We start from the raw sequence: 22,236 nt of genomic DNA, 5'->3' as shown, positions 1-22,236 counted from the left end.
TTAAGGAAGTTTAATATTACCTTTTAAGAATAGCATACACCGGAAAATGGTCGCTATAACCCCCAGCATATTTTTTACCTATATAAGTTCTGAAAGGGGAGCCTTTATAATGACCTCTAAAAGTCTTTAAAAAGTCGTCATCAAAAATATCGGCTTTAAAAAACTCAAACTGGTTGTCTGAGTTCTTGAAAAAGTTGATGGAAAGAATAATTTGGTCAAATAAATTCCATTTTCTATTGTGTATGGTTGAGCCTCTACTAAAAGAACGAAGCGTCCCCATCGGGTTGTATAATTGGTTGGCGTCAACCAAATTTTTTATACTGGTATTAAAGGGTTCATCATTAAAATCACCCATGATAACAATTTTAGCATTAGCATCCTCTGTTCTTTTAAGGCCTATAATCTCGCTTACTTTATTGCTAAAAGCCATTCGTTTATGCTCGGTTTCTTTTTCGCCTTCACGCCTGGATGACCAATGGTTTATAATAACATGAATCTTTTCCCCATCCAACAACCCACTTACCAATAATATGTCTCTAGTAAAGTCTAAATGACCATGGTCATTAACTAGGTCAATTGAAAACGTTTCAGAATGGATTACTTTAAAAATGGTTCTGTCATAAATCAATGCCACATCGATACCACGTTCATCCAAAGAATTGTAGTGTATGTAACTATAATGACAACGTTCAAGGTTTGGTTGGGCAATAAGGTCTTTAACAACTTTGGCGTTTTCAATTTCTGCCAATCCCACCAATGCTGGGTGTTTTCCGGTCTCTTTCCTTCCAATATTAGAGATGGCAAAACTTAGTTTTCTCAGCTTGTTTTCATACCGTTGGTAAGTCCATTTTTTTACAGAAGTAAGCGTGTAATCGTTATCGTTGGTTCTTATGTCATCATACACATCAAACAAGTTTTCACAATTATAAAATGCCATGGTTTGCATATCATGTCTCACCAAAATGTCTTCTGAAGAATCTGTCATAAATGCAAAGAAACGCTAAAAATATAAAAATTTCAATGGCTACAATTATGTAACTTTGTACATTAATTTTTTTTATGTTAGAAAAGAAAGATATTACTTTAGAAAGAGCTGTTTTAATAGGCATTGTAACTAAAGATCAAGATGAAGATAAATCTAAGGAATACTTAGATGAGTTGGAATTTTTAACGTTTACGGCGGGAGGTTATGCCGTAAAGCGCTTTACACAAAAGATGGACATGCCCAACCCTAAAACCTTTATGGGAACGGGTAAAATTGAAGAGATAAAACAATATATCGACGAGAACAATATAGGAACCGCCATTTTTGACGATGAGCTTTCGTCTGCCCAAGAACGCAATATTAGTAAAATACTTAATTGCAAAGTATTGGATAGAACCAATTTAATACTCGATATTTTTGCGCAACGTGCCCAAACTAGTTATGCCCGAACACAGGTGGAATTGGCACAATGCGAATATTTATTACCTCGATTAAGAGGGATGTGGACGCATCTTGAGCGACAAAAGGGAGGTATTGGTATGCGTGGTCCCGGTGAGACTGAAATTGAAACAGATAGACGTATTGTACGTGATAAAATCGCGCTTTTAAAAGAACGTATTAAAACCATAGACAAACAAATGTCTGTGCAACGCGGTAATCGTGGCGCTATGGTAAGAGTTGCTTTGGTTGGTTATACTAATGTTGGTAAATCGACCTTAATGAACGTGATTAGTAAAAGCGAAGTGTTTGCCGAAAATAAATTGTTTGCCACATTAGATACTACTGTTAGAAAAGTGGTGATTCAAAATCTTCCCTTTTTGTTAAGCGATACAGTTGGTTTTATTAGAAAATTACCAACTCAGTTGGTAGAAAGTTTTAAAAGCACACTTGATGAAGTTAGGGAAGCTGATTTGTTGCTTCATGTAGTAGATATTTCGCATCCTAATTTTGAAGAACATATAGAATCTGTAAATAAGATTTTAGGTGAAATTAAAAGTAATGATAAGCCCACCATTATGGTATTCAATAAGATTGATGCGTATGAAGCCGAACCTTTTGATAAGGATGATTTAATTGCTGTAAGAACCAAAGCGAATTATAGTTTAGACGAATGGAAACGCACTTGGATGGGTAGAGTAGGCAAAAACAATGCTTTATTTATTTCAGCATTAAACAAACAAAATTTAGAAGATTTTAAAAAGAGGATCTACGATGAAGTTCGAGAAATTCATGTCACTCGTTTTCCGTACAACAAGTTTTTGTATCCGGATTATGATCCAAACCAAGAATAAAAAAAGCGCTTCTGAAAAGAAGCGCTTTTTTTATTCAATTTTACAGAAGTTGTTATTCAGTGTTTGCTGACACATCTCCTGTTCCAGTAGTATAGTTTATTTTTAAAGCGTTAGCTTTTCTTAGCTCTTGCTTAACATCACCAACTATACCCATATTAGATTTTTTATCAACCTTTAAAGATACTGTTAAAAAAGGGATAAGTTCTTCTCTTAAAGCGGCTCTTTCTTGGTTTATAAAAGGGATTATTTCGCTTACATCAGCAAAGTCATCATTTAACTGTATTCTGGCTTCCGTACCAAATTTAGAAGTGTAATTGTCACTAGGTTTTCCAATATATATATAACTTATTGGATTCTTCTTATCTAGTTTTTCTACTTGATTTGCTAAAGGTAAAATATTAGCTATTTTAAGAGTGTTCTCTCTCATTACCGTAGCCACCATGAAGAAGAATAACAACATGAATACAATATCAGGCAATGCTGCTGTATTTACTGGAGGTAAATCTCCATCCTTTTTTTTATTAAATTTTGCCATAATTGTTGTTTTTTCTAAATGAAAGTTATTTTGCTACTTCCGATAATTTTTGAGGAATCTCTACTTGTATCTGCTCAATAACTTCTTTTAACTTAGTTTTATTACCACCCCATCTTACATCTTCAAGTTTAGCTTGCATTTCAAGAAAGTTCATATTAGGAAATCCTTTTTGCGATCCTATTTCAAGGGCTCTTCTATTTCTTAACTCATTGTAAGCTGCTACCAATTCATTTTGAACTGAGATATATGCCGCATAAGATGTTTCTCTTTCATTTGCCAAAGAGATTACTGCTTTATCTGTTGGGTTGTCTGAAGACGATGGGTCCCTTTTACCTTGACAGAAACTGCAAGTGCCATCACCGTTATTATCCAAAAACTCAACAGCTGCTGCTCTTAAATCCTTGATTTCCATTAGATTTTCTTCTACCATCAATTGGTCTCTATTATTAATTAGAACAGTAAAAATGTTCTTTTGTCTGATAATAGGTGGCTCTGTTTCAGTATCATCAATAGGAGGTAGTTTTCTACTAATCCCTGAATCTTTAGGAATGGTAGTAGTTACCAAGAAAAATATTAATAATAAGAAAGCAATGTCGGCCATTGAGCCTGCATTAACTTCGGGTGCTGCTCTTTTTGCCATAATTATTTAGATATTTTTTTAAATCCAGAAAAGACCATAGATGCTATTGCTAGAAACCCTAAAATATAAAAAGCAATTAAACCTGCTCCTACATTTTTAGATACGGCTTCGGTAATACCCAATCCTTTGCTGTTAAATGGTGTTAAGTCTAAATCTGTGCCAGATGATAAGATATATGATATAAGGATGACAGCTACAAAAGCTCCAACAGACATTAATGTCTTTTTGATGTTTCCAGAGAACAATCCTTTTATCACATAAATTAAAACTAATATAAGTACAATTGCTAAAATTACATAAGCAACCATTAGCATATTTCCACTCATATTTTTCGCAGTAGCTTCATCTCCTGATATAATCACTAGCGCAAGTCCTGCACCAATGACACTAAGAATGATGGCTACAATCTTTAATATTTTATGTAAATCCATAAATTTGTTTTTTAATAATGATTACTTCTTTTGTCTGATTAGCAAATCCATTAACGTGATAGAAGCATCTTCCATATCGTTAACAATGCTATCAATTTTAGCAATGATGTAATTGTAAAATATTTGAAGTATAATAGCAACAATAAGACCAAATACCGTAGTTAAAAGGGCGATTTTAATACCACCTGCTACTAAAGCTGGGTTCATATCTCCTGCTGCTTCAATTTTATCGAATGCATCAATCATCCCGATTACTGTACCCATGAATCCAAGCATCGGTGCTAATGCGATAAATAATGAAATCCAAGACACGTTTTTCTCTAACTGTCCCATTTGTACACCACCATAAGCTACAACCGCTTTTTCAGCAGCTTCTAAACCTTCGTCAGTTCTGTCTAGACCTTGATAGTAAATAGAAGCGATAGGACCTTTTGTATTTCTACAAACTTCTTTTGCAGCTTCAACACCACCAGAAGCTAAAGCATCTTCTACATCTTGTGTTAATTTTTTTGTGTTTGTTGTAGAAAGGTTTAAAAAGATAATTCTCTCAATAGCTATAGCCAAGCCAAGAATTAAACATAATAATACAATCCCCATGAATCCTGGGCCTCCCTCAATAAACCTCTTTTTTAATTCTTGATGAAACCCTAGCTCTTCAGCAGCAGGAGCCTCTTCTTGTGTTGTACTAGATACAGTGGTTAGGGCTGCACTAGTGGTTGCATTTGTAGTTGCATTAACAGTTCCAAAAGCCATCATTCCTGATATGGCAAGGATAGAAAATAATCTTTTCATGTTCAAATCTTAATTTATTAGTTAAAGTGTTAAAGATATAAAAAAATACGTTAAAAAAATAAAAATATCAGCAGAGAGGAAGGGATTCGAACCCTCGATACGCTTGTGGCGTATACACACTTTCCAGGCGTGCGCCTTCGACCACTCGGCCACCTCTCTTTATTCTGAGAATTTTATTTTAGGCAGGCAAATAACAAAAAAATTGTTAAATGCTAAAACTTTAAAAGTTAATTTTATGACAATTCTCCATGTAATGACATTTCATACTTTGTTTTGAACTCTTTATAAGAAATACCCTCCGATAATATGTGCATAAGTTTACAAATAGCAGATTCTGTAGTCATGTCTCTTCCTGAAATAACCCCTATCTCTTTAAGTTGGCTGCTGGTTTCGTATTGACCCATATTAACGCTTCCCGCAATACATTGGGTTATGTTAATAATATATATTCCTTTTAATATTGCTTCCTTTAACAAATCTATAAACCATCTTTCCGTCATACAATTGCCGGCACCAAATGTTTCTAAAATAACACCTTTTATATGCGGCGTGTTTAATATGGTTTTTAAGAACGTTTCTGTTATGCCGGGAAACAGTTTAATTAAGGCAATATTTGTATCTAAGGTTTTATGAACTTTAAGAGGTAGGTTTACAGGCGCCTTCAATAAATATTGATAATTAATTTTTAAATGAACTCCAGATTCTGCTAACTCCGGATAATTGGAAGATGCAAAAGCTTCAAAGTTTTCAGCATTAATTTTAGTGGTTCTATTGGCTCGGTATAATTTATATTCAAAATACAAACATACTTCTGTAATTACTGGCTTTCCATCCGTATGTAAAGATGCTAGTTCTACTGCCGTTATCAAATTTTCTTTAGCATCGGTTCGTAAATCTCCAATAGGCAATTGGGAGCCCGTGAAAATAACTGGCTTGGCTAAATTCTCTAGCATAAAACTTAATGCTGAAGATGTATAACTCATGGTATCGCTTCCATGTAATACTACAAAGCCATCAAATGTACTATAATGAGATTCTATGATGTCTGCAATTTGTACCCAATAATTTGGGTTCATGTTACTAGAATCTATAGGCTCTTTGAATGAAAATGTTTTTACGTGACATTCCAATTGTTGTAGTTCCGGAATTTTATCCAAAAGATTTTTAAAATCAAAAACACGCAACGATCCTGTTTCAGGGTCTCGTACCATGCCTATGGTGCCTCCAGTATATATAAGTAATATGTTTGGTTTGATTTTGTACATATCTTAAACTTTAAAAATGTCTTTAGAATTTTGAGTTGTGATATCTGCTATCTCCTTTGTAGACATATTGTATAATTCCGATAATTTTTCCAACACCTCAACAACATAAGCACTTTCGTTTCTTTTACCTCTAAACGGAACTGGCGCTAGATATGGCGAGTCGGTTTCTAAAACAATATGCTTCAAATCTATTTTATTTATAAACGTATCAATTTTACCATTCTTAAAAGTGATTACCCCTCCAATTCCCAATTTCATGTTATAAGAAATGGCTTGATGTGCTTGCTCTAGAGTTCCCGTAAAACAATGGAAAATCCCAAATAAATCATCACTTTTTTCTGTTTCTAAAACATCAAAGATTTCATCAAAGGCTTCACGACAATGGATGGCTATTGGCAACTTGTATTTTTTTGCTAATTGAATCTGATATTTAAACGCTTCTTGCTGAATTTTTAGCGTTGATTTGTCCCAATACAAATCAATACCAATTTCACCAACAGCATAAAATTTTCGTTTAGAAAGCATGTCCTCAACATGCTTAAGCTCATCTTTATAATTGTCTTTCACGTGCGTTGGATGTAAACCCATCATTAAAAAAACATGATTTGGGTAATCGTTTTCAAGTTGAAGCATGGCTTCTGTATAAGTAGAGTCGATTGCTGGAATAAAGAATCGGGTTATATTATGTTCTAAAGCCCGTTTCACCATGTCATCTCTGTCATCATTAAAAGCTTCGCTATATAAATGGGTATGTGTATCTGTAATAATCATTTTGTACCTAATAAACTAATGATGTAAAAATAATTGTTTTACATCATTATCTTTGTTTAAAATTGATAATAGATGCAATCACTTGAACAATTTCTTATTAAAAAAAACTATATTAAAGTTAAGCTCCATTTAAGCAAAACGAATCATTTCGAGATTAAAGCAACCATTAATGGTCATAAGGGATTGTTTATTTTAGATACTGGAGCTTCTAGCTCCTGTTTGGGATTTGAAGCAATTGAGACTTTTAAATTGAATGTTGAAGATTCTGAGATTAAAGCTGCTGGAGCTGGAGCAGCAAATATGGATACAAAAATGTCTATAAAGAACAAAGTGAAAATTGGAAAATGGCGTAGCAATAAAACCGCTTTAATATTATTTAATCTCACACATGTTAACGAAGCGCTTACTAATCATAATTCTAAACCAGTTGATGGTATTATTGGTGCTGATATTTTAAAAAAAGGAAAAGCTATCATTGATTATGATAAAAAGCATCTTTATTTAAAACTATAGGGTCTACCTTCATAAAAAAACCTTATTTTTATATTCTAATAGCAATTTATCCCTACCAACAAACTGATGAGCATCTCTATAGTAATAGCAGACGACCACCCTCTTATGCTTAGAGGTTTAACAGACTTCTTAACTTCCAAAAACTTCCAAATTAAAGGAAGTGCTCAAGATGGAAACGCCGCCTATAACTTAATAGTGAAGCATAAACCAGATATTGCCATTCTAGATATTAGAATGCCGCACAAAACAGGTTTAGAAATCGCGGAGGCTTGCAAGAAAAACAATCTTAAAACAAAAATTATTTTAATAACTTTTGATAAAGAAGAAGAGCTTTTCGATAGAGCAAAAGAGCTAGATATATATGGCTATATTTTAAAAGAGTTTGCTGTAGAGGAAATAGAAAATTGTATTAATCACGCCTTACAAAACAAACCTTACTTTAGTAAAGAGTTAATGGCCCATTTAAATACGACGAATATTATTTCCAATAAACCAGAGTGTTTGGATTCGCTAACGAAGTCTGAATTAAAAATAGTTAAACTTATTTCTGAAAACAGAACAAGCCAAGACATAGCTGACGAACTTTCCATTTCAATAAAAACAGTACATAAGCATAGAAGTCATATTGTAGCAAAGCTCAAACTTGACAATAAACCAACTTCGCTTTCTATTTGGGCGTCTTTAAATAAGGACCATTTTTAAAAATACGCAGAACTGCGTATTTTTTATAACATCTCAATAATGTATTTTTACAGTGCTATTAATTAGTTCTTAGGGATAATTATTGAAGGCTCTAGATTAGATAATCTGGAGCTTTCTTTTTTTAAATCTTAAATCTTTTTAATGACACAATAAAATACTCACAAGTGCGTATTTTATTTCAAGCTTTTAAAATTTAATTTTACATCGCTATTAATAAATTCTTTGAGAGAGGATTTAAAAAAAAACTCTGTGCTGTTATGGTGCAGAGTTTTTAATAACCTTATTTATTAAATATACGAATGGAAAAAAAAGACAAATTCTTGAATACAATCTTTGTGATTTCTTTGATTGTTTTGGTATTTGCTATTATTACAATGAATATTGTAGTTAGTTTTTTCTAATTTTAATATGTGATAAACAAAAAGAAAGTGCGACACTACTTGGGTCGCACTTTCTTTTTGTTTAATTTGTTTTTATTAGATTCCTAAACAGAAGCTTTCATTAACTCTCTATTCATTCTTGCTATATTTTCTAAAGAAATTCCTTTCGGACATTCGATTTCACAAGCACCAGTATTTGTGCAATTTCCAAAACCTTCTAAATCCATTTGGGCTACCATGTTTCTAACGCGGTCAGCAGCTTCAACCTGTCCTTGTGGCAATAAAGCATACTGAGATACTTTAGCGCCCACAAATAGCATAGCGCTAGAGTTTTTACATGATGCCACACAAGCACCACAACCAATGCACATGGCTGCATCCATCGCTTCATCGGCAGCATGTTTAGAAATTGGAATGGAATTGGCATCTTGAGTATTACCTGATGTATTAACCGAAATATAACCGCCCGCTTGTTGAATGCGCTCAAATGAACTCCTATCAACAACCAAATCCTTTATCACTGGGAAAGCAGTTGCCCTAAATGGTTCGATAGTTATTGTATCGCCATCTTTAAACATTCGCATGTGTAGTTGGCAAGTGGTTACGCCTCTATCTGGACCATGTGCTTCACCGTTAATATACATGGAGCACATACCACAAATGCCTTCACGGCAATCATGATCAAAAGCCACAGGATCTTCACCTTTATTTACAAGTTGTTCATTCAAAACATCCATCATTTCTAAAAAAGACATATGTTCTGAAATCTCAGTAACTTTATAATCCACCATTCGACCCTTTGCCTTTGAGTCTTCTTGTCTCCAAATTTTAAGTGTTAAATTCATAGTGCCTTAATTATTTATATGAACGTTGTTTTAGTTCAATATCTTTAAATTCTAATTTTTCTTTGTGTAAGATGGCAGCAGATGGTTCTCCTTTATACTCCCAAGCCGCTACAAAAGCGTACTCTGCATCGTTACGTTTTGCTTCTCCTTTTTGTTCTCCATCAAGTTCCACGGATTCTTCCCTAAAATGCCCGCCACAAGATTCATTCCGCATTAAAGCATCTTTAGCAAATAATTCACCTAACTCAAGAAAATCTGCTACACGACCCGCCTTTTCTAATTCTGGGTTCATCTCATCTAATTTGCCAGGAACTTTTACATTTTTCCAGAAATCTTCACGAAGTTCTTTAATTTCAGCCATAGCTTCAGTAAGTCCTTTTTCATTTCTCGACATGCCTACCTTATCCCACATGATTTTACCTAATTTTTTGTGGTAGTAATCTACAGAATGTTCACCTTTATTATTAATGAAGAAATTCAATCGCTCCTTAACTTCGTTTTCAGCTTCATCAAATTCTGGAGTGTTCGTTGGAATTTTTCCTGTTCTAATTTCATTAGCTAGATAATCGCCAATGGTATAAGGCAATACAAAATACCCATCAGCTAATCCTTGCATTAATGCTGAAGCTCCTAATCTGTTGGCACCATGTTCGGAGAAGTTAGCTTCTCCAATACAGTATAAACCATCAACCGTGGTCATTAAATTATAATCTACCCAAATACCACCCATCGTATAGTGCGTCGCAGGATAAATCATCATAGGTGTTTTATATGGATCCTCATCTACAATTTTCTCATACATTTGGAATAAGTTCCCATATTTCTCCTCAACAATAGCTTTCCCTAAATCGTATATTTTTTCCTTGGAAGGATTCTCTAAGTTTTGAACTTTAGCTTGTGTTTTTCCGTAGCGTTCGATAGCTGCAGCAAAATCCAAATACACTGCTTCTCCGGTTGCATTGACGCCAAAACCGGCATCACAACGTTCTTTAGCAGCTCTAGAAGCCACATCACGAGGCACTAGATTACCGAAAGCTGGATAGCGTCGTTCTAAGAAATAATCCCTGTTTTCTTCGGAAATATCCGTGGGTTTCATTTTTCTTTGCTGAAGTGCTTTGGCATCTTCTATATTTTTGGGCACCCAAATACGTCCGTCGTTCCTTAAAGATTCAGACATCAATGTTAATTTAGACTGATAATCTCCTGAACGTGGAATACAAGTAGGATGTATTTGTGTAAAACATGGATTGGCAAAATATGCGCCTTTTTTATGAATTTTCCAGGCTGCTGTAACATTACTTCCCATAGCATTGGTAGATAGGTAATATACATTTCCGTAACCTCCTGTGGCAATAACAACCGCATGAGCAGAGTGACGTTCAATTTCTCCAGTAACCAAATTACGAGCAATTATTCCTCTCGCTTTTCCATTAACTTTTACAACATCAAGCATTTCATGACGGTTAAACATTTCTATTTTACCTCGTGCAATCTGCCTGTTCATTGCTGAATATGCTCCTAGCAATAATTGTTGCCCTGTTTGTCCTTTGGCATAAAATGTTCTGGAAACCAGTACGCCACCAAAAGAGCGGTTATCTAATAATCCGCCATAATCACGTGCAAAAGGAACCCCTTGAGCCACACATTGATCAATTATATTAGCAGATACCTCAGCTAAGCGATATACATTAGCTTCACGAGAACGGTAATCGCCTCCTTTTACGGTATCATAAAACAATCTGTATGTAGAATCACCATCACCCATGTAGTTTTTAGCAGCATTGATGCCTCCTTGGGCAGCAATTGAATGCGCACGACGTGGAGAATCCTGATAAGCAAATGCTTTTACGTTATAACCTAATTCTGCTAAAGTAGCAGCGGCAGAACCACCTGCTAAACCAGTTCCAACAACGATGATGTCGATGTGACGCTTATTAGCTGGGTTTACTAAATTGATATGATTTTTATAATCTGTCCATTTATCTTTAATTGGACCTTCAGGTATTTTTGAATTTAAAGCCATATTTCTAAGATTAATGGTTAAAGTGATGATACAAAGCAATAAATATAAATCCTAATGGAATGAGGATAGAATATGCTTTACCTATGCTTTGCAACCTTTTCTTTCTTATTGTTGAACCTCCAACGGATTGGAAAGCCGATGCAAAACCGTGCATTAAATGCAGTGATAAAAATATAAATGCTACAACATAAGCAACAACCCTAATTGGGTTAACAAATTTTTCCTGTAACTCGTGAAAGTATCGATAGCCTTCAATTCCATCATGCATTCCAGTCCAATCACCTTGAATGTATTTGGTGTTGATTTCAGGAAACCAAAAATCAATAAAGTGTAAAACAATAAACGCCAAAATTGCTAAACCACTATAAATCATGTTTCTACTCATCCAAGTAGAATTGGCAGCACCATTATTTTTTACGTAAGCGATTTGCCTTGCGTTTTTATTCTTAATTTCAAGCACAAAACCCATAACGAAGTGAAATACAACACCAAAAATTAAAACGGGTTGCAAAACAAATTGTACCAAAAAGTTTGTTCCCATGAAATGGGAAACCTCATTAAAGGTAGTTTCACTAAAAACAGACAAAATATTTATAGCGAAATGCTGAAGCAAGAAAAACATAAGAAAAAAAGCCGAAAGTGCCATGGCTACTTTTCTTCCAATCGAAGATTTAAAAAATCCACTCATTTTTTTGTAGTTATTTTATAAGAACACAAATGTAAGTTAGGAAGCTATTTTAGACAAGAAACTAAGTATTTGTTTTCATTATTTAGAATCATTTTAAATGCTTATTATGCATTTCCTATTTAAACATTATCCAAGTTAAACCCATCAAGTCTATTTGTTTTTTATAATTTTATGGTATTAAACAAATAACATGAAATACCATCCCATAAGCAATTCGTTATTCATAAAAAACCGCAAAAATTTCTCAGCTAAAATGGAGCCAAATAGTTTGGCTGTATTCAACTCTAATGATATTTATCCCATTAGTGCTGATAGCACTTTACCTTTTGAGCAACACAGGGATATTTTTTATTTAAGTGGTATTGACCAAGAAGAAAGTATGCTGGTTTTATTTCCCGATTGTCCCAAAGAAAAACATCGCGACATTTTATTTCTAAAAGAAACGAATGAGCATATTGCCATTTGGGAAGGTGAAAAACTGACTAAAGAAGCTGCTTTTAACGTCTCTGGAATTAAAACGGTTTATTGGCTTAAGGACATGGAAAAAATTATGCATGAACTTATGACCCAATGTGAAACAGTATACATTAATACCAATGAGCATTATAGATCTTCCATAGAAACAGAAACCAGAGAAGACCGTTTCACCAAATGGCTTAAAAATAAATATCCTGCACATTCAGTTGCCAAGAGCAATCCCATATTACAAAGGTTGCGTTCAGTAAAAGATCAAATTGAAATAGATTTAATCCAACAGGCATGCAATATTACAGAAAAAGGATTCCGCCGTATTTTGAATTTTGTAAAGCCAAATGTTTGGGAATATGAGATTGAAGCTGAATTTATTCACGAGTTTATAAAAAATCGTTCCAAAAAATTTGCTTACACGCCTATTATTGCCTCTGGAAATAATGCCAATGTATTGCACTATATTGAAAACAATAAGCAATGTAAAGCGGGCGATTTATTACTGTTGGATGTTGCAGCAGAATATGCCAACTATTCCAGTGATATGACCCGAACCATTCCCGTTTCGGGGAAATTTACAGCTCGGCAAAAAGAGGTTTATAATGCCGTAAACCGAGTAAAAAATAACGCAACAAAAATGTTGACCCCAGGAATGCTATGGGCAGATTATCATGTTGAAGTGGGCAAACTTATGACTTCTGAATTATTAAGTTTAGGTTTACTAGATAAAGCTGATGTGCAAAATGAAAATCCAGAATGGCCTGCCTATAAAAAATATTTTATGCACGGCACCTCACATCACTTGGGTTTGGATACCCATGATTATGGCATTTTAACAGAACCCATGCAAGCCAATATGGTATTTACTGTAGAACCCGCTATTTATATTCCTGCTGAAGGATTTGGAATTCGATTAGAAGACAATGTGGTGATTCAACAAACAGGAGATCCATTTAATTTAATGAACAACATCCCGATTGAAGCCGAAGAGATTGAATCTTTAATGAACTCTAAATAAAAAAGGCCGTTTTAAATAAAAACGGCCTAGAGCTAATTTACTAAATTGAAGTGTAATTTAAAGAGTGACTAATTCAAATAAATAATCGTTTAGTTTTCTTAGCGTGTTGATTTTATCTTTTGAATGAACTAATAGAGATATATTATTATTACTACCTCCATAGGAAATCATTCTAATTTTTACGTCTTGAAGTATTTGGAACATTTTATAGGTGTCTTCATGATTTACAACCGAATGTCCTACTAAACATATAATACTTTGGTCTTTATCTACTTCAATGGAAGCAAATTTTTCTAATTCTGCAATGATTTTATTTAGATTTTTATCATCATCAATTGTTAATGATACAGCAACTTCCGAAGTTGTAATCATATCAATGGATGTTTCATAAACTTCAAAAATTTCAAATACTTTTTTCAAGAAACCATGTGCTTGTAGCATTCTACCAGACTTAATTTTTATGGCAGTAATATTATCTTTAGCAGCAATAGCTTTGATGCCATTTTCACTAGTATCGTTAGAAATTAATGTCCCGTAAGCACTTGGGTTCATGGTGTTTTTTAATCGAACAGGAATATGGTCTTCTCTAACTGGAGTTACCGTTTGTGGATGCAATATTTTTGCTCCAAAATAGGCTAATTCCGCAGCTTCATCAAATGACAGATTTGAAATTGGTCGTGTATTTTCTACATATCTAGGATCGTTGTTATGCATTCCATCAATATCTGTCCAAATTTGTACCTCTTCAGCTTTTAAAACCGCTCCAATAATGGTTGCCGAATAATCACTCCCTCCTCTTTGCAAATTTGATATATCGCCATTTTCATCTAAGCAAATAAATCCTTGCGTGATGTAAATTTCCGATTCTGATACATTCTTTATAACTGTGCCTATTTCCTTTTTAATATATGCTAAGTCAGGATCTTTAAATTTATCTATACGCATAAAATCTAAAGCCGGTAATAAGGCAGAACTTACACCTTCTTGTTGTAGGTAACAATTAAACATATAGGTTGAAAGCAATTCGCCTTGGGCTAGAATAGCATTTTCAAGAATTTTTGAATAATCTTTATAGGTACAGTCAACCAAAAAATTAAAAACACTTGTTATATAATCTTTGGTGTCTTTATTTAGGGATTGATTCCAAAGAAGTCCGTCAACTACATTGAAATAATGCTCATGCAATTTATTAATGGTTTCAATGGCTTTATTTGGTTCTTTGTTTTCAATATCCTTCGCAATGGTAACCAAAGTATTAGTAGTACCAGACATAGCCGATAGTACAACGAGTTTTTGTTCACCATCATTAATGATGCTTTTTACGTTTTTTATATTTTCAATGGAACCAACAGAAGTCCCTCCAAACTTTAATACCTTCATATATAATCATAAAATACCATGCGAAATTAAACTTCCATTTCAGATTATCGATATTTTTGTGAAAAATTGTTTATTTTAGCACATATTGTTAAATAATTAACATGAAACATTGATTTTATACTTTATTATAAGAAAAAGATATTCAATGTTGCAGTCACCGTTTTAAAAAGCAATAAAATATAGCAAATGAAAACTGTATCTAACTGTGTTGAGGACATTTTAATAACACAACCATATCTTGAAGAGGCGCTTTCTAGAAACATTATAAACTTTAGCGCGTTAGCTATAGAGCTTACAGAACCCATAAGTAACATGTTAAAAAAAGACGTTAAGCCTGGTGCCATTATGATGGCTTTGAGACGTTATAATCCACCAACAGCGTTAACCAATTCTGTAAAAATGAAAAAGTATATGCAGAATTTAGGCGATATAACGGTTAGATCTAATTTAACGGACTTTACAATTAAAAACTCAGAAACCATTATTGACAATCATGCAAAAATTTTAGACCGCATCAATCAGGAATCTAAATTATTCTACACGTTTACCAGAGGAATTCATGAAAGCAACTTCATTATTTCCAGTAGTTTAAAAGAGTTTATTCAAGAAAATTTAAAAAATGAAACGTTTATAGCGTCCCAAGATGGTTTATCGGCCATTAGCATTAATTTACCGCAAGATAATTCTAAGATTTCGGGACTGTACTATCATTTTTTTAAACGATTGGCATGGGAAGGCATTGTTTTATATGAAGTGATTTCTACCACCAATGAGTTTACTATTTTAGTGGAAGATGAGTTTGTTGATAAAGCGTTCGCTGCTATTAAAAAATTGAAGAACTAAAATGATTTTAGAATACAAAAGCATTCCTGTTTTTTACACCGATTCCGGTAAAGGGAATGCAGTTATTTTGCTTCACGGCTTTTTAGAAAACTCTAATATGTGGAATCATTTTATTCCAAGGCTGTCAGAAAACAATAGAGTCATTTGTATCGATTTATTGGGTCATGGTAAAACCGGTTGTTTAGGTTACATACATACCATGGAGCTTATGGCAGAAGTTGTTGAGGCTGTTCTTAATCATTTAGAAATCAAAAAATCAATCTTAATTGGTCATTCTATGGGTGGCTATGTGGCCCTAGCTTTTGCTGAAAAAAACCCGAAAGCAATTAGCGGATTATGCTTAATGAATTCAACGGCTATTGCTGATAGTCAAGAAAAAAAGATTAACAGAGATAGAGCTGTTATTGCCGTAAAACAAAACCACAGGACATTTATAAGAATGGCTGTTGCCAATTTATTCAGACCAAAGAATAGAATTATTTTTTCTGATAAAATAAGCGAAGTCATAAATGAGGCACTTCAAACACCATTACAAGGTGTTGTTGCCGCTTTAGAAGGTATGAAAATTAGAAAGAACCGAGAATTTTTATTGCATACGCGTACTTTTAAAAAATTGATGGTTATTGGTAAAAAAGATCCAGCTCTAAGCTATTTGTCTTTAATTGAACAAATTAAAAATACAGATGTAAAAATGGTTGAGTTTCCCGATGGACACATGAGTCATATTGAAAACGAAAGTAAATTACTTCATGAAATAATGTATTTCATCGAAAATTAATTGCCTTTTGTCGTTTTGTCGAATTTTTTGCTTTATATTTAAGCACCAAAAATAATCTACTGATGGAAAAGCCAACTCAAAAACCAAACTTCATCCCGAAAATGTACTGTAACCTTTTTGGTCATGATTATGAAGTGAGTAAAAAAGTTACCTACTACGTAAAAGAATACACTTGTAGACATTGTCAAAAACAATTAACTACCAATAGTAACGGATATTTAATTGAGCTTACACCCAAGTTTAAAGAGATTAATGCTATTTTAGAGCGCATTCATGAAAAAAGAAATATGCGTTCAAAGGAAAAAATGGTCATTTCATCGATTTATTAACAAATTATTAAAAATAACCTAATCATATTAATAATTTAATAGGCTCTAAGCTAACTAATTATTAATATATGAAACAAATTCATTGCAAGATGTTTGGACATGATTTTTATGTAACTCGAGATGTTACATATCATGTAAAAGAATATGCTTGTAGACACTGCCAAAAGCAATTAACAACCAATAGTAGTGGAAATTTAATTGAACTTACACCAAAGTTTAAAGAAATAAATGATGTTTTAGAGCGTATTCACTATAAACGTCATAAAAAATCAAGATCCCAAATACATAGTAACTTATTGGTATTTAAGCATTAAAATTTTTCCAACCCTGTGCCTTTAAAGGGATTTGCGATTCCGATCTTGTGACTAAATGCATTCCTGCTTCGGCTTCTTTCATAAAGCCAATGACGGTAAAATTTGGATTGGCTTTAATTTTGGGATAATCTTCTTGAGATATGGTGAATAATAGCTCATAATCTTCACCTCCATTTAAAGCAACCGTTGTGCTATCAATCTTAAATTCTTCACAAACTGAAATAACAACTGGGTCTAAAGGGATTTTTTCTTCATATAAATCGCAGCCAACTTTACTTTGCTTGCATAAGTGAATAATTTCAGAAGATAAGCCGTCACTAATATCAATCATTGATGTTGGTATAACATTTAACTCGTCCATTAATTTTATAATATCTTTACGTGCTTCTGGTTTTAATTGCCGTTCTACTATATAGGTGTAAGGTTCTAAATCTGGTTGGGAATTAGGATTTATTTTATAAACTTCTTTCTCACGTTCAAGTACTTGCAAACCCATATAAGCGGCTCCTAAATCTCCAGTAACTACTAATAAATCATTTGGTTTTGCGCCATTCCTATAAACTATTTTTTTGTCTTCAACTTCACCAATGGCCGTGATAGAAATTAACAGTCCTGTATTAGACGAGGTGGTATCACCACCAATTAAATCGACATTGTAAATTTTGGCCGCCGTTTCAATACCCGCATATAAATCTTCAAGAGCTTCTAATGGAAATCGATTTGATACAGCAATAGAAACCGTCATTTGCGTAGGTGTGGCATTCATAGCATACACATCGGATAAGTTAACCACAACCGCTTTATATCCTAAATGTTTTAAGGGCATGTAGCTTAAATCGAAATGCACGCTTTCAACAAGCAAATCTGTTGAAACCACTACTTTTTTATCTTTAAAGTTTAAAATAGCAGCATCATCGCCAATTCCCTTTATGGTTGAGGCGTGATTTATTTTAAAATTTTTCGTTAAATGCTCAATAAGTGCAAATTCCCCCAAGTGACTTAATGGGGTTCTTTCTTGGTTTTTATCTTCTATCATGCTGCAAAAATAAGAAGCATTGTTTATATATCAATCTTTCTATGCGAATCTATAAGGAAATCCTATAAAACCATATGCTAATATAATGTTAGGTTATGTAAAAATCCGTGACATATATTGTATATTTGTACTCTATTTAGACAAAATCTATATAACAATTATGATTAAAGTTTCAGAAATAGCCAAAAAGAAAGTTGTAGAACTTATGCAAGATGACGGCTATAACCCAGCAACAGACTATGTTCGCGTGGGTGTTAAAAGTGGTGGCTGCTCTGGTTTGTCTTACGATTTAAAATTTGATAAGCAACAAGCAGAAGGCGATAAAGTGTTTGAAGACAATGGTGTTAAAATTATAGTAGACAAAAAGAGTTTCCTTTACTTGATAGGCACCACTTTAGAATATTCTGGAGGATTAAACGGAACTGGTTTTGTTTTTAACAATCCTAACGCAAACCGAACTTGCGGTTGTGGTGAATCATTTTCACTCTAATCCCATCCCTACCTTCTTAAAGAAAAGGGGTTTTTCAACTAGTAAAGAATTATGAGTAATAAATATACAGAAGACGATTTAAGAGAAGAGCTTAAAACCAAAGAATATGAATATGGTTTTTACACGGATATTGAATCCGATACCTTTCCTGTTGGTTTAAATGAAGATATAGTAAAAGCTATTTCCCTTAAAAAGGGCGAGCCCCAATGGATGACAGATTGGAGGCTTGAAGCCTTTAAATCTTGGAAAGAAATGATAGAACCAGAATGGGCTAACGTAAGCTATGTGAAACCGGATTTTCAAGCTATTTCATACTATTCCGCTCCAAATAGTAAACCCAAATATGACAGCCTTGATGAAGTCGATCCAGAATTATTGGCAACATTTGCTAAGTTGGGCATTTCATTGGATGAACAAAAAAAATTGTCTGGTGTAGCCATGGATGTCGTGGTGGACTCTGTTTCTGTTGCAACCACATTTAAAAGAACACTTGGAGAAAAAGGGATTATTTTCTGCTCCATAAGTGAAGCTATTAAAGAACATCCCGAATTGGTGAAAAAATATATTGGTAGCGTAGTTCCGCAAAAAGACAATTTTTATGCAGCCTTAAACAGTGCTGTTTTTAGTGATGGTAGTTTCTGCTATATTCCAAAAGGGGTGAGATGTCCCATGGAATTATCAACTTATTTTAGAATTAATCAAGCTGGAACAGGACAATTTGAAAGAACATTGGTCATTGCTGACGAAGGCAGTTATGTAAGTTATTTGGAAGGTTGTACAGCACCGAGTCGTGACGAAAACCAATTGCATGCAGCCGTTGTGGAACTCATTGCTCTTGATAATGCGGAAATAAAATACAGTACCGTTCAAAACTGGTATCCGGGCAATGCAGAAGGCAAAGGTGGCGTTTATAATTTTGTTACCAAACGTGGTATATGCGAAAAGAACGCGAAAATCTCCTGGACTCAAGTAGAAACGGGTTCTGCTATCACATGGAAATATCCAAGTTGTATTTTAAAAGGAGATAATTCGGTTGGTGAATTTTATTCAATTGCCGTCACCAATAATTATCAACAGGCAGATACAGGGACCAAAATGATTCATTTAGGCAAAAACACTAAATCGACCATCATTTCAAAAGGAATTTCAGCAGGAAAGTCTCAGAATAGTTACCGAGGATTGGTCAAAATTAGTCCGAATGCCGATAATGCCCGCAACTTTTCGCAATGTGATAGTTTATTAATGGGTAACGACTGTGGAGCCCATACCTTTCCGTATATAGAAGCTAAAAATAAAACAGCAAAAATAGAACACGAAGCTACCACCAGTAAAATTGGCGAAGACCAAATTTTTTATTGCAATCAGCGAGGAATTAATACAGAGAAGGCCATTGCCCTTATTGTGAATGGTTTTAGTAAAGACGTATTAAATAAACTTCCCATGGAGTTTGCTGTAGAAGCTAAAAAATTATTGGAAATTAGTTTAGAAGGATCTGTAGGATAAAATAAAAATAGAAAAGATAGATTTATTAAGTTGAATCTTGAATTTTAAACTTTGAATAGAAAGTATGTTAAAAATTGAAAATTTACACGCCAGTATTGATGATAAAAGTATTTTAAAAGGCATTAACTTAGAAATTAAAGCTGGAGAAGTTCATGCCATCATGGGGCCAAACGGTTCTGGAAAAAGCACCTTGGCTTCTGTTGTTGCTGGAAAGGAAGAATACGAGGTTACAAAAGGAACTATCCTATTTAATGATGAAGATATTGAGGATTTAGCAGCCGAAGAACGTGCTCACAAAGGCATTTTCTTATCGTTTCAATACCCTGTTGAAATCCCAGGTGTTTCTGTAACCAACTTTATGAAAACAGCTATCAACGAAACTCGTAAAGCTAAAGGTTTGGATGAAATGCCTGCGAAAGACATGCTTAAATTGATTCGTGAAAAATCTGAATTATTGGAAATTGATAGAAAATTTTTATCACGTTCCTTAAACGAAGGATTTTCAGGAGGAGAAAAGAAACGTAATGAAATCTTCCAAATGGCCATGCTTGAACCCAAGTTAGCCATTCTTGACGAAACCGATTCTGGTCTGGATATTGATGCGCTTCGTATCGTGGCAAATGGCGTTAACAAACTAAAAAGCAAGGACAATGCCGTGCTTGTCATTACGCATTACCAACGTTTGTTAGATTACATCGTTCCAGATTTTGTGCACGTTTTGTACGATGGGCGTATTGTAAAATCAGGTGGTAAAGAATTGGCACATGAGCTTGAAGAAAAAGGTTATGATTGGATTAAAGAGGAAGTGAACGCTTAAAATTAAGTAAACAGTCGCAGTTGCAGTAATCAGAAGGACTGAAAACTGGGACTGAAAACTGGGACTGAAAACTGAACAACAATGGATTTAAAAGAAAAATTATTATCATCTTTTTTAGTGTTTGAAAATCAGCTCGAAGATGACGCTTATATGAACGACGTTAGAAACGATGCCATAAAAGCATTTGAAGAAAAAGGCTTTCCTAGCAAAAAGGAAGAAGCTTGGAAATACACCTCTTTAAACAGCATTTTAAAAGAAGATTATAGCATCTTTCCTAAGCAAGAGAACGCTATTGAATTCAGCGATGTAAAAAAGTATTTTATTCACGATATAGACTCTTTTAAAATAGTGTTTATTGACGGTAAGTATTCGTCGCATTTATCGCAAACAACCCATGATGGTATGGATATTTGTTTGATGTCTGCCGCCATGTCCAAACCAAAATACCGTTTACATATTGAAAATTATTTTAACAAAGTAGCTACCAAAGATAGTCTGCCATCACTTAACACCGCTTTTTCAAGCGAAGGTGCTTACATTCATATTCCAAAGAATAAAATGGTAGCAAAACCTATTCAAATCTTGCATTTTTCCACAGGAAATGAATCTGCGGTTATGTTACAACCACGTAACTTAATTGTGGTTGATGAGAATTCTCATGTACAGATTATTGAACGTCACCAAAGTTTAACCGATAATGCGGTGTTAACAAACAGTGTTACCGAGATATTTGCTAACAAACGCGCCATAGTTGATTATTATAAAATTCAAAACGATAATTTAAACGCTTCATTAATTGATAATACGTTTATAAACCAAAAACGTGAAAGCGTTGCCTCCGTTCACACTTTTTCTTTTGGAGGAAAATTGGTTCGCAACAACTTGAACTTTTATCAAAATGGTGAGCGTATAGATTCCACTTTAAAAGGCATTACCATTATTGGAGAAAAACAACATGTAGATCATAATACCTTGGTGCACCATATTGAGCCAAATTGTGAGAGCCATCAAGATTACAAAGGCATTTTTGGGGAGAACTCAACCGGTGTTTTTAATGGTAAAATTATTGTTAATAAAGAAGCTCAGAAAACCAATGCGTTTCAAGCGAATAACAACATTTTAGTAAGCGATAAAGCAACCATAAACACCAAACCTCAACTAGAAATTTTTGCTGATGATGTGAAATGTTCGCATGGTTGTACCATTGGTCAGTTAGATGAAAGCGCTATGTTTTATATGCGTTCGCGAGGTATTCCAGAAAAAGAGGCCAAAGCCCTTTTAATGTATGCGTTTAGCAACAATGTGATGAGTTCGGTTAAAATTCCAGAAATAAAACAACGCATTACTAAAATTATCGCCAACAAGTTGGGCGTTAATATGGGGTTCGACTTATAGACC

At 34.0% G+C, this 22,236-nt stretch carries 24 protein-coding genes and 1 tRNA gene; 12 read left to right on the top strand and 13 right to left on the bottom strand.

Annotated elements, in window-relative coordinates; genetic code table 11:
• Nucleotides 1–16: 16 nt before the first annotated feature.
• Nucleotides 17–985, bottom strand: a complete 969-nt coding sequence (locus CDH49_RS01185; protein ID WP_100613486.1) for an endonuclease/exonuclease/phosphatase family protein — start codon at nucleotides 983–985, stop codon at nucleotides 17–19.
• A gap of 74 nt (nucleotides 986–1,059) precedes the next feature.
• Here CDH49_RS01185 and hflX point away from each other — a divergent pair, with 74 nt between their 5' ends.
• On the top strand, nucleotides 1,060–2,277 hold the full coding sequence (gene hflX, locus CDH49_RS01180) for a GTPase HflX (protein WP_100613485.1): 1,218 nt from the start codon (nucleotides 1,060–1,062) through the stop codon (nucleotides 2,275–2,277).
• 52 nt (nucleotides 2,278–2,329) lie between these two features.
• On the opposite strand, the gene CDH49_RS01175 is transcribed toward hflX, so the two are convergent.
• The 7 genes from CDH49_RS01175 to CDH49_RS01145 form a co-directional block, all read right to left on the bottom strand.
• Complete coding sequence (locus CDH49_RS01175) at nucleotides 2,330–2,812, bottom strand: ExbD/TolR family protein (RefSeq protein WP_100613484.1); 483 nt, start codon at nucleotides 2,810–2,812, stop codon at nucleotides 2,330–2,332.
• Between the two features lie 25 nt (nucleotides 2,813–2,837).
• Nucleotides 2,838–3,452: an ExbD/TolR family protein gene (locus tag CDH49_RS01170; protein WP_100613483.1), complete on the bottom strand. Its 615-nt coding sequence runs from the start codon at nucleotides 3,450–3,452 to the stop codon at nucleotides 2,838–2,840.
• Between the two features lie 2 nt (nucleotides 3,453–3,454).
• Nucleotides 3,455–3,883, bottom strand: coding sequence for a hypothetical protein (locus CDH49_RS01165; RefSeq protein WP_100613482.1), 429 nt, complete (start codon nucleotides 3,881–3,883; stop codon nucleotides 3,455–3,457).
• 21 nt (nucleotides 3,884–3,904) lie between these two features.
• Nucleotides 3,905–4,675 carry a MotA/TolQ/ExbB proton channel family protein gene (locus CDH49_RS01160; RefSeq protein ID WP_100613481.1) on the bottom strand — a complete coding sequence of 257 codons (771 nt, stop codon included), beginning with the start codon at nucleotides 4,673–4,675 and terminating at the stop codon, nucleotides 3,905–3,907.
• Nucleotides 4,676–4,746: 71 nt separating this feature from the next.
• Nucleotides 4,747–4,834 (bottom strand) — tRNA-Ser (locus CDH49_RS01155).
• A 74-nt stretch (nucleotides 4,835–4,908) separates the two neighbouring features.
• Nucleotides 4,909–5,940, bottom strand: coding sequence for an asparaginase (locus CDH49_RS01150; protein WP_100613480.1), 1,032 nt, complete (start codon nucleotides 5,938–5,940; stop codon nucleotides 4,909–4,911).
• Nucleotides 5,941–5,943: 3 nt separating this feature from the next.
• Nucleotides 5,944–6,711 (bottom strand): TatD family hydrolase, encoded by a 768-nt coding sequence (locus tag CDH49_RS01145; protein ID WP_100613479.1) that lies wholly within the window; start codon nucleotides 6,709–6,711, stop codon nucleotides 5,944–5,946.
• A 72-nt stretch (nucleotides 6,712–6,783) separates the two neighbouring features.
• Here CDH49_RS01145 and CDH49_RS01140 point away from each other — a divergent pair, with 72 nt between their 5' ends.
• Complete coding sequence (locus tag CDH49_RS01140; RefSeq protein ID WP_100613478.1) at nucleotides 6,784–7,224, top strand: retropepsin-like aspartic protease family protein; 441 nt, start codon at nucleotides 6,784–6,786, stop codon at nucleotides 7,222–7,224.
• Nucleotides 7,225–7,290: 66 nt separating this feature from the next.
• Nucleotides 7,291–7,926, top strand: a complete 636-nt coding sequence (locus CDH49_RS01135) for a response regulator (RefSeq protein WP_100613477.1) — start codon at nucleotides 7,291–7,293, stop codon at nucleotides 7,924–7,926.
• A 484-nt stretch (nucleotides 7,927–8,410) separates the two neighbouring features.
• Here CDH49_RS01135 and CDH49_RS01130 read toward each other — a convergent pair whose 3' ends face one another.
• Genes CDH49_RS01130 through CDH49_RS01120 form a run of 3 tightly spaced genes read right to left on the bottom strand, consistent with a single transcriptional unit; the run spans nucleotide 8,411 to nucleotide 11,862 of the window.
• Nucleotides 8,411–9,151, bottom strand: coding sequence for a succinate dehydrogenase/fumarate reductase iron-sulfur subunit (locus CDH49_RS01130; protein ID WP_100613476.1), 741 nt, complete (start codon nucleotides 9,149–9,151; stop codon nucleotides 8,411–8,413).
• Nucleotides 9,152–9,161: 10 nt separating this feature from the next.
• Nucleotides 9,162–11,174, bottom strand: a complete 2,013-nt coding sequence (locus CDH49_RS01125; RefSeq protein ID WP_100613475.1) for a fumarate reductase/succinate dehydrogenase flavoprotein subunit — start codon at nucleotides 11,172–11,174, stop codon at nucleotides 9,162–9,164.
• A gap of 10 nt (nucleotides 11,175–11,184) precedes the next feature.
• On the bottom strand, nucleotides 11,185–11,862 hold the full coding sequence (locus tag CDH49_RS01120; protein ID WP_100613474.1) for a succinate dehydrogenase cytochrome b subunit: 678 nt from the start codon (nucleotides 11,860–11,862) through the stop codon (nucleotides 11,185–11,187).
• A gap of 190 nt (nucleotides 11,863–12,052) precedes the next feature.
• Here CDH49_RS01120 and CDH49_RS01115 point away from each other — a divergent pair, with 190 nt between their 5' ends.
• On the top strand, nucleotides 12,053–13,348 hold the full coding sequence (locus CDH49_RS01115) for an aminopeptidase P family protein (protein ID WP_100613473.1): 1,296 nt from the start codon (nucleotides 12,053–12,055) through the stop codon (nucleotides 13,346–13,348).
• A 57-nt stretch (nucleotides 13,349–13,405) separates the two neighbouring features.
• Here CDH49_RS01115 and CDH49_RS01110 read toward each other — a convergent pair whose 3' ends face one another.
• A complete protein-coding gene (locus CDH49_RS01110; RefSeq protein WP_100613472.1) occupies nucleotides 13,406–14,728 on the bottom strand; it encodes an aspartate kinase in 1,323 nt (440 codons plus the stop codon).
• Nucleotides 14,729–14,914: 186 nt separating this feature from the next.
• Between CDH49_RS01110 and CDH49_RS01105 the strand changes: the two genes are divergently transcribed.
• The 4 genes from CDH49_RS01105 to CDH49_RS01090 all read left to right on the top strand — a co-directional run bounded on the left by CDH49_RS01105 (nucleotide 14,915) and on the right by CDH49_RS01090 (nucleotide 16,992).
• Complete coding sequence (locus tag CDH49_RS01105) at nucleotides 14,915–15,571, top strand: hypothetical protein (RefSeq protein ID WP_100613471.1); 657 nt, start codon at nucleotides 14,915–14,917, stop codon at nucleotides 15,569–15,571.
• Nucleotide 15,572: 1 nt separating this feature from the next.
• Nucleotides 15,573–16,349 (top strand): alpha/beta fold hydrolase, encoded by a 777-nt coding sequence (locus CDH49_RS01100; RefSeq protein ID WP_100613470.1) that lies wholly within the window; start codon nucleotides 15,573–15,575, stop codon nucleotides 16,347–16,349.
• A gap of 62 nt (nucleotides 16,350–16,411) precedes the next feature.
• Nucleotides 16,412–16,678 carry a hypothetical protein gene (locus CDH49_RS01095; protein ID WP_100613469.1) on the top strand — a complete coding sequence of 89 codons (267 nt, stop codon included), beginning with the start codon at nucleotides 16,412–16,414 and terminating at the stop codon, nucleotides 16,676–16,678.
• Between the two features lie 89 nt (nucleotides 16,679–16,767).
• Nucleotides 16,768–16,992, top strand: a complete 225-nt coding sequence (locus tag CDH49_RS01090; protein WP_239970536.1) for a hypothetical protein — start codon at nucleotides 16,768–16,770, stop codon at nucleotides 16,990–16,992.
• On the opposite strand, the gene thiL is transcribed toward CDH49_RS01090, so the two are convergent.
• The gene (thiL, locus tag CDH49_RS01085; protein ID WP_100613467.1) at nucleotides 16,982–18,028 is read right to left on the bottom strand and encodes a thiamine-phosphate kinase; all 1,047 of its coding nucleotides are present in this window, start codon (nucleotides 18,026–18,028) and stop codon (nucleotides 16,982–16,984) included. The genes CDH49_RS01090 and thiL overlap by 11 nt on opposite strands.
• Before the next feature lie 160 nt (nucleotides 18,029–18,188).
• Between thiL and CDH49_RS01080 the strand changes: the two genes are divergently transcribed.
• The 4 genes from CDH49_RS01080 (at nucleotide 18,189) to sufD (ending at nucleotide 22,233) form a co-directional block, all read left to right on the top strand.
• Nucleotides 18,189–18,518, top strand: a complete 330-nt coding sequence (locus tag CDH49_RS01080; protein ID WP_100613466.1) for a HesB/IscA family protein — start codon at nucleotides 18,189–18,191, stop codon at nucleotides 18,516–18,518.
• A 51-nt stretch (nucleotides 18,519–18,569) separates the two neighbouring features.
• On the top strand, nucleotides 18,570–20,021 hold the full coding sequence (gene sufB / locus CDH49_RS01075; protein WP_100613465.1) for a Fe-S cluster assembly protein SufB: 1,452 nt from the start codon (nucleotides 18,570–18,572) through the stop codon (nucleotides 20,019–20,021).
• Between the two features lie 64 nt (nucleotides 20,022–20,085).
• Entirely contained in the window at nucleotides 20,086–20,838 is a 753-nt protein-coding gene (sufC, locus tag CDH49_RS01070; RefSeq protein ID WP_100613464.1) for a Fe-S cluster assembly ATPase SufC, read from the top strand.
• 81 nt (nucleotides 20,839–20,919) lie between these two features.
• The gene (gene sufD, locus CDH49_RS01065; protein WP_100613463.1) at nucleotides 20,920–22,233 is read left to right on the top strand and encodes a Fe-S cluster assembly protein SufD; all 1,314 of its coding nucleotides are present in this window, start codon (nucleotides 20,920–20,922) and stop codon (nucleotides 22,231–22,233) included.
• Nucleotides 22,234–22,236: the final 3 nt, after the last annotated feature.

It is taken from the genome of Confluentibacter citreus (genome assembly GCF_002807055.1).
Lineage (GTDB): Bacteria > Bacteroidota > Bacteroidia > Flavobacteriales > Flavobacteriaceae > Confluentibacter > Confluentibacter citreus.
The sequence above is the reverse complement of the archived record's forward strand: the minus strand, read 5'-3'. Positions and strand labels throughout refer to the sequence as shown.